General features: G+C 66.4%; 10 protein-coding genes. 7 read left to right on the top strand and 3 right to left on the bottom strand.

What is annotated here, in order from left to right:
- Positions 1-42: 42 nt before the first annotated feature.
- Both FB481_RS14705 and amn read left to right on the top strand, forming a co-directional pair.
- Positions 43-1,383: a PLP-dependent aminotransferase family protein gene (locus FB481_RS14705; RefSeq protein ID WP_147176887.1), complete on the top strand. Its 1,341-nt coding sequence runs from the start codon at positions 43-45 to the stop codon at positions 1,381-1,383.
- A gap of 70 nt (positions 1,384-1,453) precedes the next feature.
- The gene (amn, locus tag FB481_RS14700) at positions 1,454-2,929 is read left to right on the top strand and encodes an AMP nucleosidase (RefSeq protein ID WP_147176886.1); all 1,476 of its coding nucleotides are present in this window, start codon (positions 1,454-1,456) and stop codon (positions 2,927-2,929) included.
- Between the two features lie 262 nt (positions 2,930-3,191).
- On the opposite strand, the gene FB481_RS14695 is transcribed toward amn, so the two are convergent.
- Positions 3,192-3,416 carry a hypothetical protein gene (locus tag FB481_RS14695; protein WP_093505302.1) on the bottom strand — a complete coding sequence of 75 codons (225 nt, stop codon included), beginning with the start codon at positions 3,414-3,416 and terminating at the stop codon, positions 3,192-3,194.
- Between the two features lie 135 nt (positions 3,417-3,551).
- Here FB481_RS14695 and FB481_RS14690 point away from each other — a divergent pair, with 135 nt between their 5' ends.
- The gene (locus FB481_RS14690; protein ID WP_147176885.1) at positions 3,552-4,772 is read left to right on the top strand and encodes an HD-GYP domain-containing protein; all 1,221 of its coding nucleotides are present in this window, start codon (positions 3,552-3,554) and stop codon (positions 4,770-4,772) included.
- On the opposite strand, the gene FB481_RS14685 is transcribed toward FB481_RS14690, so the two are convergent.
- Together FB481_RS14685 and FB481_RS14680 are read right to left on the bottom strand one after the other, a co-directional pair.
- Positions 4,769-5,836, bottom strand: a complete 1,068-nt coding sequence (locus FB481_RS14685) for an ATP-binding protein (protein WP_147176884.1) — start codon at positions 5,834-5,836, stop codon at positions 4,769-4,771. The genes FB481_RS14690 and FB481_RS14685 overlap by 4 nt on opposite strands.
- Positions 5,833-6,552, bottom strand: a complete 720-nt coding sequence (locus FB481_RS14680; protein WP_147176883.1) for a response regulator — start codon at positions 6,550-6,552, stop codon at positions 5,833-5,835. The genes FB481_RS14685 and FB481_RS14680 overlap by 4 nt, the downstream gene beginning before the upstream one ends.
- A 250-nt stretch (positions 6,553-6,802) precedes the next feature.
- Here FB481_RS14680 and FB481_RS14675 point away from each other — a divergent pair, with 250 nt between their 5' ends.
- The 4 genes from FB481_RS14675 to FB481_RS14660 are packed head-to-tail and all read left to right on the top strand — an operon-like array spanning position 6,803 to position 13,973.
- Positions 6,803-7,849 carry an efflux RND transporter periplasmic adaptor subunit gene (locus tag FB481_RS14675; protein WP_256662752.1) on the top strand — a complete coding sequence of 349 codons (1,047 nt, stop codon included), beginning with the start codon at positions 6,803-6,805 and terminating at the stop codon, positions 7,847-7,849.
- 15 nt (positions 7,850-7,864) lie between these two features.
- Positions 7,865-11,005, top strand: a complete 3,141-nt coding sequence (locus FB481_RS14670; RefSeq protein ID WP_147176881.1) for an efflux RND transporter permease subunit — start codon at positions 7,865-7,867, stop codon at positions 11,003-11,005.
- Between the two features lie 2 nt (positions 11,006-11,007).
- Complete coding sequence (locus FB481_RS14665) at positions 11,008-12,462, top strand: efflux transporter outer membrane subunit (protein WP_147176880.1); 1,455 nt, start codon at positions 11,008-11,010, stop codon at positions 12,460-12,462.
- Between the two features lie 2 nt (positions 12,463-12,464).
- Positions 12,465-13,973 (top strand): MFS transporter, encoded by a 1,509-nt coding sequence (locus FB481_RS14660; RefSeq protein WP_147176879.1) that lies wholly within the window; start codon positions 12,465-12,467, stop codon positions 13,971-13,973.
- The last annotated feature ends 208 nt before the right edge of the window (positions 13,974-14,181 follow it).

Raw genomic sequence — 14,181 nt, 5'->3', positions numbered from 1 at the left:
TCGGGCATTGTATGGGTAAATCTTTATATTGCATGGCAAGCAATGTGGTTACCTGACCTTCAGGGCAGCACGCTGCCCACTTACCTGGCGCTGGTCGAAGCGATCTCCGTGGCCATCGGCAAGGGTGAACTCAAGCCCGGCGAACGGCTGCCGCCCCAGCGGCGACTGGCCTGGACGCTGGGCATCAACCCGAGCACGGTGATGCAGGCGTACCGCGAGGCGGCGCGCCGGCATCTGGTGTCTGGCGAAGTGGGCCGCGGCACCTACGTGTTGGCCGATAGCCACGAAGCCAGCCTGTTTCACCTCAAGCAGCCACGGCTGCCGGCCGACGGCATCGACCTGTCGACCAACGTGCCGGTGCACGATGGCGGCAGCGATGACCTGTCGCACACCCTGCAGCGGATGATCGCCGAAGGGCGCCTGGATGCCCTGCAGGCCTACGCGCCGGCCGAGCTCGAGCAGCGCGGGCGGGTGGCCGTCAGCCTGTGGCTGCAGCAGCGCGGCGTGCATACACCGCCGTCTCAGGTGGCGCTGTGCGCGGGTGCCCAGCAGGGCGTGTCGGCGGCGCTGCTGGCGCTGTGTGAGGCGGGTGACCCGGTGCTCGCCGAAGCCTTCACCGCGCCTGGCATCAAGGCCGCTGCCCGCCAGTTGCGGCTGCCGCTGCACGGCGTGGCCATGGACGAGCGCGGCATTCTTCCTCAGGACCTCGACCGTCAGATACGCGCCACCGGCGCGCGGGTGCTGGTGCTTACCCCGTGCCTGCAGAACCCCACCGGCAGCAGCATGGATGGCGAACGCCGCCAGCGCATCGCCGAACTGGTGGAGCGCCATGGCCTGTGGCTTATCGAGGATGACGTCTACGGCGCCCTCGGCAGCCAGGCGCCGTTGGCCGCGGCGGTACCGGCACGCAGCCTGCTGGTCAGCAGCCTGTCGAAAACCGTGGCGCCCGGCCTGCGCCTGGGTTTCATGCATGGGCCCCAGGCGCTGCTCAAGCGCATCGACCCGCAAGGCCACGCGACCAGCTGGGCGGTGTCGCCGTTGTGCCTGGCACTGGCCTGCGAATGGATCGAGAGCGGCACCGCCGCCCGCAAACTGGCCTGGCAACGCGAAGAACTGCAGCAGCGCTGGCGCCTGGCGAGCCGCGTATTGGGCTCGCGTATGCCGCCGGGACGTGAGGTGGCGCCGCACCTGTGGCTGCAGCCGCCGGACAGCGGCGCGCTGGTGGCGGCCTGCCGGGCTGCAGGCGTGGAAGTGGTGCCGGCGGACGTGTTCGCCGTCGGCCCGGCCCAGGCCAGCGCGATTCGTATCAGCCTGGCCGCCGCGCGCAGCCGCGCCGAACTCAAGCAGGCGCTGGAGCACATCGTCGCCGCCTGGCCTGTTTGATCGAGCTACTTGCACCGGCGTTGTAATGCGTGTCAGCTATGAACCATGAATCCACGATAAGGAACCGTGCATGTCCCTTCCTACAGACGGCGCTTTTATCGTCGTCAACACTGCCGAAGAAGCCGTTGACCGCCTTGCCGCGCTGCACCAGCGCGCCACCGAGGGCCTGAGCCAGGCGCTCAAGCGCTACCTCAAGGATCGCGTGCGCCCCGATGCCGACGAGCAGGATCTGTTCCGCTATCCCGAGCTGCGCCTGACCTACGATTGCCAGGGCGAAGTGCCGACCACCGTGCGCGCCTACGCCAAGGTGCAGGTGCCCGGCACCTACAGCGTGACCATCACCCATCCGGCGGCGTTTCGTAAGTACCTGCTCGAGCAGCTGCAGCCGCTGATGGCCGACTTCACCCTGACCGTCGAAGTCGGGGTCAGCGAGCAATACATTCCCTACCCTTACGTGGTCGAGGGCGGTGACGAGTTGGCCGGCAGTGGCGTGACCGCCGCCGAGCTGGCGCGGGTGTTTCCCAGCACCGACCTGTCCGCCGCCACTGATGGCACCGCAGACGGCCTGTACGACTGGGAGAACATCGACCCGCTGCCGCTGGCGCTGTTCGACGCGGCGCGCACCGACTTCTCGCTCAAGCGCATCCAGCACTACACCGGCAGTGACTGGCGCCATGTGCAGCCATGGATCCTGCTGACCAACTACCACCGTTACGTCGACCAGTTCATCCGCCATGGCCTGGACATGCTGCAGGGCGACTCGCGCTTCACCCGCATGGTGCTGCCGGGCAACGTGGTGGTCGAACGCGGCATGGCCGAAGGCGAGATGCAGGCGATCATCGAGAGCGTGGTCTGGCACCGTTACCAGATGCCGGCTTACCACCTGCAGGCCACCGATGGCGACGGCATCACCCTGGTCAACATCGGCGTCGGCCCGTCCAACGCCAAGAACATCACCGACCACCTGGCCGTGCTGCGCCCGCACTGCTGGCTGATGATCGGCCACTGCGGCGGCCTGCGGCAGTCGCAAACCATCGGCGACTACGTGCTGGCGCACGCCTACATGCGCCGCGACGGCATTCTTGATCGCGTGCTACCGCCGCACATTCCGCTGCCGGCCCTGGCCGAGGTGCAGCAGGCGCTGCAGGATGCCGCCGCCCAGGTCACCGGCGAGCGTGGGGATGATCTAAAACGTCGCCTGCGTACCGGCACCGTGCTGACCTACGACGACCGCAACTGGGAGCTGCGTTGGGCCCAGGAACGGCCGCTGATCAACCTGTCGCGGGCCGTGGCGGTGGATATGGAAAGCGGCACCATCGCCGCCCAAGGCTATCGCCTGCGCGTGCCGTACGGCACCTTGCTGTGCGTGTCTGACAAACCGCTGCACAGCGAGATCAAGCTGCCGGGCGCGGCCGGTGCGTTCTACGAGCGGGCGGTGACTCAGCACTTGCATATCGGCATTGCCGCGCTGGATCTTTTGCGCGGCCAGCTCAACTCGCTGCACTCGCGCAAGCTGCGCAGCTTCGACGAGCCGCCGTTCCGCTGAGGTCATTGCGCTAAGAACCTGCTCATGATGTTTCAGCCAGGTTCGTCGATTTTGTTAGCTAAGTGGTGGGAGCGGCCTTTCGCTATCTGGTGGGAGGGGCTTTAGCCCCGAGCTTTTTGCAGCCTAGTAAAGCTCGGGGCTAAAGCCCCTCCTACATGCTCACCGACCGCTTCTGCTTTGTAGCTGCAGCTGCCGTTTCATGCGCACAAAGATCGTGAACAGGCTCGAAGAGAGAGCCGCGCCGGGCAATCCGGCGCGACGTTTATTTGCCGTTCTTACCTGTCATCATTTTCCAGCGGTTGCGGTTGAGCAGTACGTAGCCGGTCAACTGCATGCCGGCAGCGATCACCAGGCTGCGGGTCAGGTCCGGGTTGGCCGGGCGCGGGCCGGTGTATATCTGGTACAGGGCGTACACGACGCCGATCAGACCGAGGATGAAAAACACCAGGCCGAGGATGGTCAGGCGGTGAAGCTTGCGTGGCAGCATGGCAGCACATCGTCCGGGAAAAGGGGCGTCAAACTAACCCGTAATTGGTGACGGCGCCAGCCACCTTATCGCCTTGAAACGCGCTAGATTAGTGAGCAGGCATCAACGCGTTCGCTGAGTTCTATCGAGGCGCCCATGCTGAAAAAAATCCCCACCCAGGCCGTGCGTATCGGCATGTTCATCCAGGGCTTCGATGGCAACTGGCTGTCGCATCCATTCTGGAAAAGTCGTTTCGTCATCGAGGATGCCGAAGACCTGGCCCGAGTGCGCCAGAGCGGTGTGTCCGGTGTGTGGATCGACACCAGCAAGGGGCTGGATGTCGCCGTCCAGGCCGCTCAGGCGCCTGCGCCTTCGGCCGCTCAAATTGTCGTACCTGCCGAGATCATCGCCCCAGCTGTCTCGCCACCCGCGACCGTGCCCAGCTGCAGTGTGCGTGACGAACTGCAACGCGCCGCCAAGCTGATCAATCGTTCCAAGAAAGCCGTCACCGAGCTGTTCCAGGAGGCGCGCCTGGGCAATGCCATCAATGTCGAAAGCTGCCTGCCGCTGGTCGCTGATATCGGCGAGTCGCTGGCGCGCAACAGTTCGGCGTTGCTCGGCCTGGCGCGCCTGAAGAGCAAGGATGAATACACTTACATGCACTCGGTGGCTGTTTGCGCGCTGATGCTGTCGCTGGCCCGGCAACTGGGTCTGGACGAGGCGCGTGCCCGGGAAGCCGGTCTCGCCGGACTGCTGCACGATGTCGGCAAGATGGCCATGCCGCTGGAAGTACTCAACAAGCCCGGCAGCCTGACGGAGGTCGAGTTCGCCATCATGCGCAGCCATCCGGAGCGCGGCCACGCCATGCTGCAGGCGGCCGGTTCGCTACCCGAGTCGGCGCTGGACGTTTGCCTGCGGCACCACGAGAAATATGACGGCAGCGGTTATCCCGGCCGTCTGGCTGGTGAGGCGATCAGCCTGCTGGCGCGCATGGGCGCGGTCTGCGATGTGTACGACGCCATTACCTCCAACCGGCCTTACAAGCACGCCTGGAACCCGGCCGAGTCGCTGGCTCGGATGGCACAGTGGACCGGTCATTTCGATACCCATGTGTTCCATGCTCTGGTGCGCACGGTCGGCATCTATCCGCTGGGCTCGCTGGTGCGCCTGGAGTCCGGGCGACTTGGTGTGGTGGTCGACTTGCTGCCCGGCAAGCTGACCACGCCTGTTGTGCGGGTGTTCTTCTCGGCGAAGAGCAAGGTAGCGATTACCCAGCAGGAGGTCGATCTGTCGAGGTCTGGCGCCAACGACCGCATCGTCAGCCGTGAAGATCCAGCCGAGTGGGGATTCAGCAATCTCGACGACTTCTGGCGTTAGCGCTCGTGAGCTAACGGCAATTGCACGACAAACCGCGTTCCGCCTCCCGCCCTTTCGCAGCGCGCCTGTCCGCCATGGGCCTGAGCGATAGCCCGTACCACCGCCAGGCCCAGGCCGCTGCCGCCGCTGTTTCGCGAACGCGACGGATCGCCACGGCGAAACGCCTCGAACACTTGGCTGGCCAGTTCGGTGTCGATGCCCGGGCCGCTGTCCGTGATGCTCAGCTGGTAGCTGTCATTCACCACACCGGCTTCGATTCGCACTGGGCCTGCGTCGGCATGGGCCAGGGTATTTTCCAGCAGGGCGATCAGCGCTTGACGCAGACGAAATTCGTCGCAAACCACGCACGTCTGCTCATCGAGCTGCACCTGCAGTTCGAAGCCGCGGGCCTGTAAACGGCCAGCGAAAGCCTGCACGGTGGCCGCGATACCTTCGGCGGGGCAGGTGGTGGCCAGGTCCAGTTGCAGGTGGTCGCTGTCGCCCAGGCTCAGCACGCGCAGGTCTTCGATCAGCCTGCCAAGCCCTTCGACTTGGCGCAGCAGCCCTTCGAAGGTTTCCGTGCTGGGCGTGAATACGCCTTCGGCGAGGCCTTGCAGGCGCCCGCGCAGGATGGTTACCGGGGTGCGCAGTTCGTGGGCCACCGCGGCGTTCCAGAACTGCTGTTCGCGGGTCACGCTCTGCAGGCGCTCTGCCATGGCGTTGAAGTCGCGCACCAGTTGCCCGGCTTCGCCCAGCGCCCTGTCATCCGGTGCGGCGCGGGCCTGCAGGTTGCCCTGAGCGATCTCCCGTAGGCTGTGGGCCACCGAGTTGAGCGGGGTAAGAATGCGCCGGGACAGGCGCACGCCTACGTAGCCGGCGATGCACAGCGCCACCAGTATGGTGCCGGCCATCCACAGCATTTCGATGCCCGAGGGCACCCAGGTTTCCGAGATGCTGCCGGGCGCCAGTGTCGAAGCGATGGCGTAGAACGCGTAGCTGCCGACGATGGACAGCAGGATCACGCCCAACGCCATGATGCTCAGTGACAGCAGGATCTGCCGGCGCAGACTCACCGCGCCACTCATGTGCCGCTCCCGAAGCGGTAGCCGACGCCACGCACGCTCACCGGCGTGCCCTGGATACCGAGGTTTTCCAGTTTGCGGCGCAGCTTGCTGATGTGGCTGTCCACGGTGCGTTCCTGGGTGTCGCCTTCGGGGAGGCAGCCGACCAGCAGCTCGGCGCGGCTGAATACCCGTTTGGGCGTGCGCATCAGGGTGACCAAGATCTTGAATTCGGTAAGGGTCAGGTCGAGGCCGTGTTGCCGGTCGTCGCAGTTGACCGTGGCCTCGTGGTTATCCAGGTCGACCTGGAACTGGCCGACGCGCAGCAGTCGGCTGCCGGCCGCACCACCGGTCTTGGCGCGACGCAGTACGGCGCTGACCCGGGCCACCACCTCGGCCGGGTTGAAGGGTTTGACCACGTAGTCGTCGGCGCCGATGCGCAGGCCCATCAGCTTGTCGATGTCCTGATCCAGCGCGGTGAGCATGATCACCGGCGTGTCGCCACGGTGACGGATCTCGGCCAGCACCTGCCAGCCATCCAGACGCGGCATCTGTACATCGAGCAGTACCAGGTCGGGCTTGAGCGTCTGGTGATGGAGCAGTGCCTCCTGGCCGTCGCGGGCGTGCACGGTGCGCAAACCACCGCGCTGCAGGTAGGCGGCGAGGATCTCGGCGATCTCGCTCTCGTCCTCGGCAATCAGGATCAGCGCATCCTGGCTGGATGTGGGCGGCAATGTCATGAATTTCACCTTTTCGTCTGCCTCCACATTATCTCCACAAAAGCTCGAATCAATCCCGATTGTTTGCACCGACACTCGCCTCCTGATGCTGCGCCAGGTGCGCAGGCAACGAAACATCTGCGAGGTCGGTGAGGTTATGGGAAGTGGAAGAGGGCGGTACGTCATGGGCCTGTGCCTGTGCGCCCTGATACTGGGCGGTTGTGATTCGGCGCAGCAGGAGGCACAACCGGAACCCGTGCAGGTTTCGGTCATGACGCTGACACCGCAGCCCTTGGAGGTCAGCGAGGATCTGCCGGGGCGCGTCGCGGCGTTCAGAACCGCGGAGATTCGCCCGCAGGTCAGCGGTATCGTGCAGCGCCGGCTGTTCGAGCAGGGGGCCGACATCCAGGCTGGCGCCGCGCTGTTCGAGATCGATGCAGCGCCGTTCAAGGCCGAGGTGCAAAACGCACAGGCGGCCCTTAAGCGTGCCCAGGCCGTGCTCGCCCGCGCACGCATTCAGGTCGAGCGCCTGCGGCCCCTGGTCGGCGCCGAAGCGGTGAGCCAGCAGACCTTTGATGACGCCGCCTCTCAGCGCGAGCAGGCCGCCGCCGACGTCGCCCAGGCCGAGGCGACGCTGGCGCGCAAGCGCCTGGACCTGAAGTACGCCACCGTCAGCGCGCCGATTTCCGGGCGCGTCGACCAGGCGCAGGTGTCTGAAGGCGCCCTGGTTTCGACCACCGACACCACGCCCATGGCCACCGTGCAGCAGATCGATCAGGTGTATGTGGACGTGCGCGAGTCGGCCACTAGCCTGGAGCGCTGGCGCCATGCCCTTGGCAGCCAGCTGGCCCCCGGCGCCGATGGCGTACCGGTGCAGGTGCTCGACAGCAGCGGCAAGGCCTACGGGCTGAGCGGCAAGATCCTGTTCTCCGGCATCAGCGTCGACACTGGCACCGGCAACGTGCTGTTGCGTGTGCAGGTCGACAACCCCAATCGCCAGTTGCTGCCGGGCATGTATGTGCTGGCGCGGGTACCACGGGCGCACCATGCCGATGCCCTGAGCGTGCCACAACAGGCGGTGCTGCGCCGTGATGGCCAGGCCAGCGTGTGGGTACTGGGCGAGGGCGAGCGGGTGCAGCGTGTGGCGGTCGAGCTCGGTGAGCTGGTGGATCGTCGCTACCGCATCGTCAGCGGCCTCAGCGCTGGCCAGCGGGTGGTGATCGAAGGCCTCGACCGCCTGGCTGATGGCGCCGTCGTCAAGGCGCGGCTGTGGCAAACCGGCAACGCCAGCGAGCTGGCCAGCTCGTCCGCGCGCTGATCGGGAGAAACCCAAATGCCACAGTTCTTCATCAACCGTCCGGTGTTCGCCTGGGTGATCGCCCTGTTCATCGTGCTGTTCGGCACAATCGCCATTCCGCAACTGCCGATCGCCCGTTACCCCTCGGTGGCGCCGCCGTCGGTGGCGCTCTACGCCACCTACCCGGGCGCCACGCCCAAGACCCTCAATGATTCGGTGGTCAGTCTGGTCGAGCGCGAGCTGTCCGGGGTCAAGAACCTGCTCTACTTCGAGTCCTCGGTTGACACTTCGGGCACTGCGCAGATCACTGCAACCTTCAAACCGGGCACCGATCCCGAACTGGCCCAGGTGGACGTGCAGAACCGCATCAAGGCGGTCGAATCGCGGCTGCCCCAGGTGGTGCGCCAGAGCGGCCTGCAGGTGGAATCCGCCGCCTCGGGCTTTCTGATGATGATCGGCATGACCTCGCCGGACGGCCAGTTCGACGAGGTCATGCTGGGCGACTACCTGGCGCGCAATATCGTGCCGGAGCTGCGCCGCATCGAGGGCGTCGGCCGCGTGCAGTTGTTCGGCGCCGAGCAGGCGCTGCGCATCTGGGTCGACCCCAGCAAGCTGAACGCCTTCGGCCTGACCATGGGGGATCTGTCCCAAGCCATCGAGCAGCAGAACGCGCAGATTGCCCCCGGTCGGCTCGGTGATGAGCCGGCATTGCCGGGGCAGCGGCTGGCCGTGCCGCTGACCGTCGAAGGCCAGTTGGAAACGCCCGAGCAATTCGCCGCTGTGGTGCTGCGCGCCAGCGCCGACGGCTCGCGGGTGACCATCGGCGACGTGGCGCGGGTCGAGCTGGGCGCGCAGTCCTACGGATTTTCCAACCGCGAGAACGGTGTGTCGGCGACCAGCGCGGCGATCCAGCTGTCGCCGGGTGCCAACGCCGTGCGCACGGCTCAGGCTGTGCGCGACCGGCTCGCTGAGCTGGCGCCGAGCATGCCCACCGGCATGAGCTATTCGGTGCCGTTCGACACTGCGCCGTTCGTCAAGGTGTCCATCGAGAAGGTGATCTACACCCTGCTCGAGGCCATGGTGCTGGTGTTTCTGGTGATGTTCCTGTTCCTGCAGAACATGCGTTACACGCTGATCCCGGCCATCGTCGCGCCCATCGCGTTGCTCGGCACCTTCGCGGTGATGCTGCTGGCCGGCTTCTCGATCAACTCGCTGACCATGTTCGGCATGGTGCTGGCCATCGGCATCATCGTCGACGATGCCATCGTGGTGGTGGAGAACGTCGAGCGGCTGATGGTCACCCGCGGTCTGTCGCCGCGTGAGGCGACGCTGCAGGCGATGAAGGAAATCACCGGCGCGGTGATCGGCATCACCCTGGTGCTCACCGCGGTGTTCATTCCCATGGCCTTCGCCAGCGGCTCGGTGGGGGTGATCTACCAGCAGTTCACGCTGTCGATGGCGGTGTCGATTCTGTTCTCGGCGTTCCTGGCCCTTACCCTGACGCCGGCGCTGTGCGCCACGCTGTTGCGCCCGGTGAGTGCCGATCACCATGAGAAACGCGGTTTCTTCGGCGCCTTCAACCGCGGCTTCGAGCGGCTGACCGAGCGCTACACCGGACGTGTCAGCCGGCTGGTCGGGCGCAGCGGAAGGATGATGGTGGTGTTCATGCTGCTCTTTGGCGTGCTGGCCGTCGCCGGTCAGCAGTTGCCATCGTCGTTCCTGCCGGAAGAGGATCAGGGCTATTTCATGACCTCCATCCAGTTGCCGACCGGCGCCACCAGCGAACGCACCCTGGATGTGGTCAAACGCTTCGAGGCCCACGTGGCCACACGTCCGGCGCTGGACACCAACCTGGTGGTGCAGGGCTTCAGCTTCTCGGGTTCCGGCACCAACGCAGCCATGGCCTTCACCATGCTCAAGGACTGGGATCAGCGCCACGGCGCCACTGCCGCCGAGGAGGCGACGCTGGCCCAGGAGGCCATGGCCGATAACGTGGAAGGCACGGTGATGAGCCTGATGCCGCCGGCCATCGACGAGCTAGGTACCTCGTCGGGCTTCACGCTATTTCTGCAGGATCGTGGCAACCGTGGCGAAGCCGAGTTGCTCAAGGCCCAGGCGCAGCTGCTGGAGCTGGCCGGACAGAGCAAGGTGGTCAGCGACGTTTATCCCGATGGTCTGCCGCCGGGCGAGAGCATTCGCCTGAACATCGACCGCCAGAAGGCCGAGGCCATGGGCCTGTCGTTCGCGGCGGTGAGCAGCACGCTGTCAGCGGCCATGGGCTCGCAGTACGTCAACGACTTCCCCAACGCCGGGCGCATGCAGCAGGTGATTCTGCAGGCCGACGCCCCGGCGCGCATGCAGCTCGACGATGTGCTCAATCTGCGCGTGCGCAACACCAGCGGCGGCATGGTGCCGCTGCGCGAAGTGGTGACGCCGGTGTGGAGCGAGTCGCCGCAGCAGATGATGCGCTTCCAGGGCTTCCCGGCGGTGCGTATTGCCGGCGGCGCGGCGCCTGGCGTTTCCAGCGGCGCGGCAATGGCCGAGATGGAGCGCCTGGTCGCCCAGTTGCCTCAGGGCTATGCGGTGGCCTGGACGGGCCAATCACTGCAGGAGCGCCAGTCGGCGGCCCAGGCACCGATGCTCATGGCGCTCTCGGCGCTGGTGGTGTTCCTGGTGCTGGCGGCGTTGTACGAGAGCTGGTCGATTCCTTTGTCGGTGATGCTGGTGGTGCCCCTCGGTCTGCTCGGCGCGGTAGCGGCGGTGATGCTGCGCGGGCTGCCCAACGACGTGTTCTTCAAGGTGGGGATGATCACCATCATCGGCCTGTCGGCGAAGAACGCCATTCTGATCGTCGAGTTCGCCCGCCAGCTGCACGGCGAAGGTCGCTCGCTGGTGGACGCCGCGGTGACCGCCGCACGCCTGCGCCTGCGGCCGATCCTGATGACTTCGCTGGCCTTCACCCTGGGCGTGGTGCCGTTGATGCTCGCCGCCGGCGCCAGCGCCGAGACCCAGCACGCCATCGGCACCGGCGTGTTCGGCGGCATGCTCAGCGGCACCCTGCTGGCGGTGTTCTTCGTGCCGTCGTTCTTCGTGTTCGTGATGGGGCTGCAGGAACGCTTTCAGGCTTGGCGCGCACAGCGCACCGCCGCAGTGCCGCAGCCTGGTGAGGAGCAATGATCATGCGTTGTTTTCTGGTAGTCGCCCTGGTCACCGGTTTGTCGGCCTGTTCCATGACGCCCGAACTGGAGCGCCCGGCGCCACCGGTGCCGGTCAGCTTTCCAGAGGCTGCTGCGCTGCAGGGCGCCGCCGTGCCAGCCAGCGAAATGGGCTGGCGCACGATGTTCGCCGACCCGCAGTTGCAGCGCCTGATCGAGCTGGCCCTGGCGCACAACCGCGATCTGCGTCTGGCGGCATTGAACGTCGACGCTGCGCGCGCGATGTTCAACATCCAGCAGTCCACCCGTCTGCCGTCGGTGTCCCTGGATGCCAGCCGCACCCGCGAGCGCGCCCTGGCGCAGGGCAACAGCGGTGAGTCGCGACGCGAGGTGACCAACCAAGTCGCCGTGAATGTCGGCGTCAGCGCCTTCGAGCTGGATTTGTTCGGTCGCGTGCGCTCGCTGTCAGATGCGGCGCTGGCCCGTTACCTGGCCAGTGAGCAGGGCCGCGATGCCGCGCAGATCAGCCTGATCGGGGCGGTGGCCGACGCCTACTTCGCTCGCCAACTGGCCGACGAGCAGCGTCAGCTGGCGCAGCGCACCCTCAAGGACTGGCAGCAGTCTCTGAAGCTCGCGCGCCTGCTGCAGGACGCCAAGCAGAACAGCGGCCTGGATGTCGCCCAGGCCGAAGGTCAGGTGGCCAGTGCCGAGGCCGATCTGCAGGCGCGCCAGCGGGCCTATGTCCAGGCCGGCAATGCCCTGCAGTTGCTGGTCGGTGAAGCGCTGCCGGCTGACCTGCCCGCGGCGCGGGAACTCGCCCGGCAACCGCTGGTGGCGCGGCTGCCGGCCGGTCTGCAGTCGGACATGCTGCTGGTGCGCCCGGACATTCGTCAGGCCGAACAGACCCTCAGCGCGGCCAATGCCGATATCGGCGCGGCGCGGGCGGCGTTCTTCCCGCAAGTATCGCTGACCGCCTCGTTCGGCTATGCCAGCACTTCGCTGGGCAGCCTGTTCGACCCGAGCCGTCAGGTCTGGCGCTTCACGCCGCAGCTATCCCAGCCGCTGTTCCAGGCCGGGCGGCTGCGCGCTGAACTGCGCCTGGCCAAGGTACGCAAGTCCGAGGCGGTGGCTCAGTATGAGCGCGCCATCCAGACCGCCTTCCGCGAAGTGGCCGATGCCCTGGCCGGCGCGGCCACATTGGACAGCCAGATCGAGGCGCAAACCCGTGTGGTGGCCAGTGCCCAGCGCCGGGTGGCGCTGTCCGGCTTGCGCTATCAGGCCGGCGTCGATGGTCGCCTGGAGCTGCTCGACGCCCAGCGTGGGTTGTACGCCGCCCAGCATAGCCTGCTGGAGCTGCGCTGCGACGCAGCGGTCAATAGCGTGGCCTTGTACAAGGCGCTGGGCGGCGGCCTGCGTGAACGTACTATCATCACCGCCGCGAACGACCCCGCGGCCAACGCCGATCACCGAGAGCAGTAGTCATGTTGCGTGCCGTACCCAAACGCTGGTTGATTCTCGTCGCCGTGATGCTGGCCTTCATGCCCATCGTCATCGACATGACCATCCTGCATATCGCCGTGCCGTCGCTGACCCAGGCGCTCGGCGCCACGAGCACGGAGATCCTGTGGATCATCGACATCTACCCGCTGCTGATGGCCGGCCTGTTGGTGCCCATGGGCACACTGGCCGACCGGGTGGGCAACCGGCGCATTCTGCTCGCCGGGCTCGGCGTGTTCGGCGTGGCGTCGACGCTGGCAGCCTTCGCGCCCACACCGACTCTGCTGATCGCCGCACGAATACTGCTAGCCCTCGGCGGATCGATGATCATGCCCTGCGTGCTGGGCATCATCCGCCGTACCTTCGAGGATGAGCGCGAACGGGCCATGGCGCTCGGCCTGTGGGGCACCGTCGGCGCGGCGGGCGCGGCGGTCGGCCCGCTGATCGGTGGTGCGCTGCTCGAGCATTTCTGGTGGGGCTCGGTGTTCCTGATCAACGTGCCGGTGATGGCGGTGGTGATTCCGGTGGCCTTCGCACTGCTGCCCCGCGTCGAGGAGACTACGCCGGGCAAATGGGCCATCGGCCAGGCGCTGATCCTGATCGCCGGCATCATCAGCGTGGTCTACGCCCTCAAGGCCGGCGTCGGCGGTACCCAGCCGCTGCCGGTGGCCCTGCTGGTGCTGCTCGTCGGCCTGGCGTTGCTGACCCTGTTTACCCGCCAGCAGTTGCGCTCGGCCGAGCCGATGCTCGATCTGTCGCTGTTCGGCCGCCCGGTGCTGCTGGCCGGGCTGATCATGGCAGTGGTCGCGATCGGTGCCCTGGCTGGAGTGGAACTGACCCTGGCGATGGAGCTGCAGTACGTGCTCGACAAGTCGCCGCTTGAGGCCGGCATCTTCATGATTCCGATCATGGCAGCGGCGGCGGTCGGCGGGCCGCTGGCCGGCTACCTGTCCAACCGCTTCGGCCTGCGTGGCGTAGCCAGCCTGTCGCTGCTGGTTTCCGCAGGCGCCCTGGGTTTCGTGGCATTCGCCGATCTGCATGAGCCGGACGTCAGCGTGCCGGTGGTGCTCGCCGTGCTGGGGCTGGCGCTGAGCATCGGCCTGACCGCTTCATCCATCGCCATCATGGGCGCGGTGGAGGCCAGCAAGGGCGGCGCGGCAGGTGCCCTGGAGGCCACCGCCTACGAGCTGGGCACCGGGCTGGGAATTACTTTCTTTGGCGTATTCATGTCCAGCGTGTACGGCCACACCATCGCTTTGCCCGCAGAGCTGGCGGCAGCATTGGCACAGCGGGCTGCGCGTTCGATTGGCGACAGTTACCTGGTGGCCGCCGAGTTGCCGGCCGAGCAGGGCAGTGCGGTGATCGCGGCGGCCAAGGCGGCGTTCTCCAGTACCCATTCGATCTTGCTGTGCACCGCGGCCGTGGTGGTCGGCGTGCTGGCCGTCGTGGTGTTCAGGTTGTTCAAGGGGCAGCGCGGGCAAAGCGCTCACTAGGCACTGTATGAACAGGACCTGCGCTCCGAGTTGTTTCAGTCAGACCTGAGAGGCTGCTACGGGGTAATAGCAGCCGTTCGCCGATCCACTGTGGGAGCGCGCCATGCGCGCGAAAAATCGCGGGCATGGCCCGCTCCCACAGGTGCTGCGCAGATGGCCGCTTCCGCCACTTTGCAGACCGTAGGATGGGTGAAACCCATCAATTGCG

The sequence above is a fragment of the Pseudomonas sp. AG1028 genome (genome assembly GCF_007993955.1).
Lineage (GTDB): Bacteria > Pseudomonadota > Gammaproteobacteria > Pseudomonadales > Pseudomonadaceae > Aquipseudomonas > Aquipseudomonas straminea.
Note: the sequence above shows the minus strand (reverse complement) of the source record. Positions and strands in the feature narration are given on the sequence as shown.

Bases quoted from the DNA above. Each gene is read 5' to 3' on its own strand.
- FB481_RS14670 (WP_147176881.1), top strand. From the start codon at position 7,865: ATGCCACAGTTCTTCATCAACCGTCCGGTGTTCGCCTGGGTGATCGCC.
- FB481_RS14660 (WP_147176879.1), top strand. From the start codon at position 12,465: ATGTTGCGTGCCGTACCCAAACGCTGGTTGATTCTCGTCGCCGTGATG.
- FB481_RS14705 (WP_147176887.1), top strand. From the start codon at position 43: ATGTGGTTACCTGACCTTCAGGGCAGCACGCTGCCCACTTACCTGGCG.
- FB481_RS14675 (WP_256662752.1), top strand. From the start codon at position 6,803: ATGACGCTGACACCGCAGCCCTTGGAGGTCAGCGAGGATCTGCCGGGG.
- FB481_RS14685 (WP_147176884.1), bottom strand. From the start codon at position 5,836: ATGAGTGGCGCGGTGAGTCTGCGCCGGCAGATCCTGCTGTCACTGAGC.
- amn (WP_147176886.1), top strand. From the start codon at position 1,454: ATGTCCCTTCCTACAGACGGCGCTTTTATCGTCGTCAACACTGCCGAA.
- FB481_RS14695 (WP_093505302.1), bottom strand. From the start codon at position 3,416: ATGCTGCCACGCAAGCTTCACCGCCTGACCATCCTCGGCCTGGTGTTT.
- FB481_RS14665 (WP_147176880.1), top strand. From the start codon at position 11,008: ATGCGTTGTTTTCTGGTAGTCGCCCTGGTCACCGGTTTGTCGGCCTGT.
- FB481_RS14690 (WP_147176885.1), top strand. From the start codon at position 3,552: ATGCTGAAAAAAATCCCCACCCAGGCCGTGCGTATCGGCATGTTCATC.
- FB481_RS14680 (WP_147176883.1), bottom strand. From the start codon at position 6,552: ATGACATTGCCGCCCACATCCAGCCAGGATGCGCTGATCCTGATTGCC.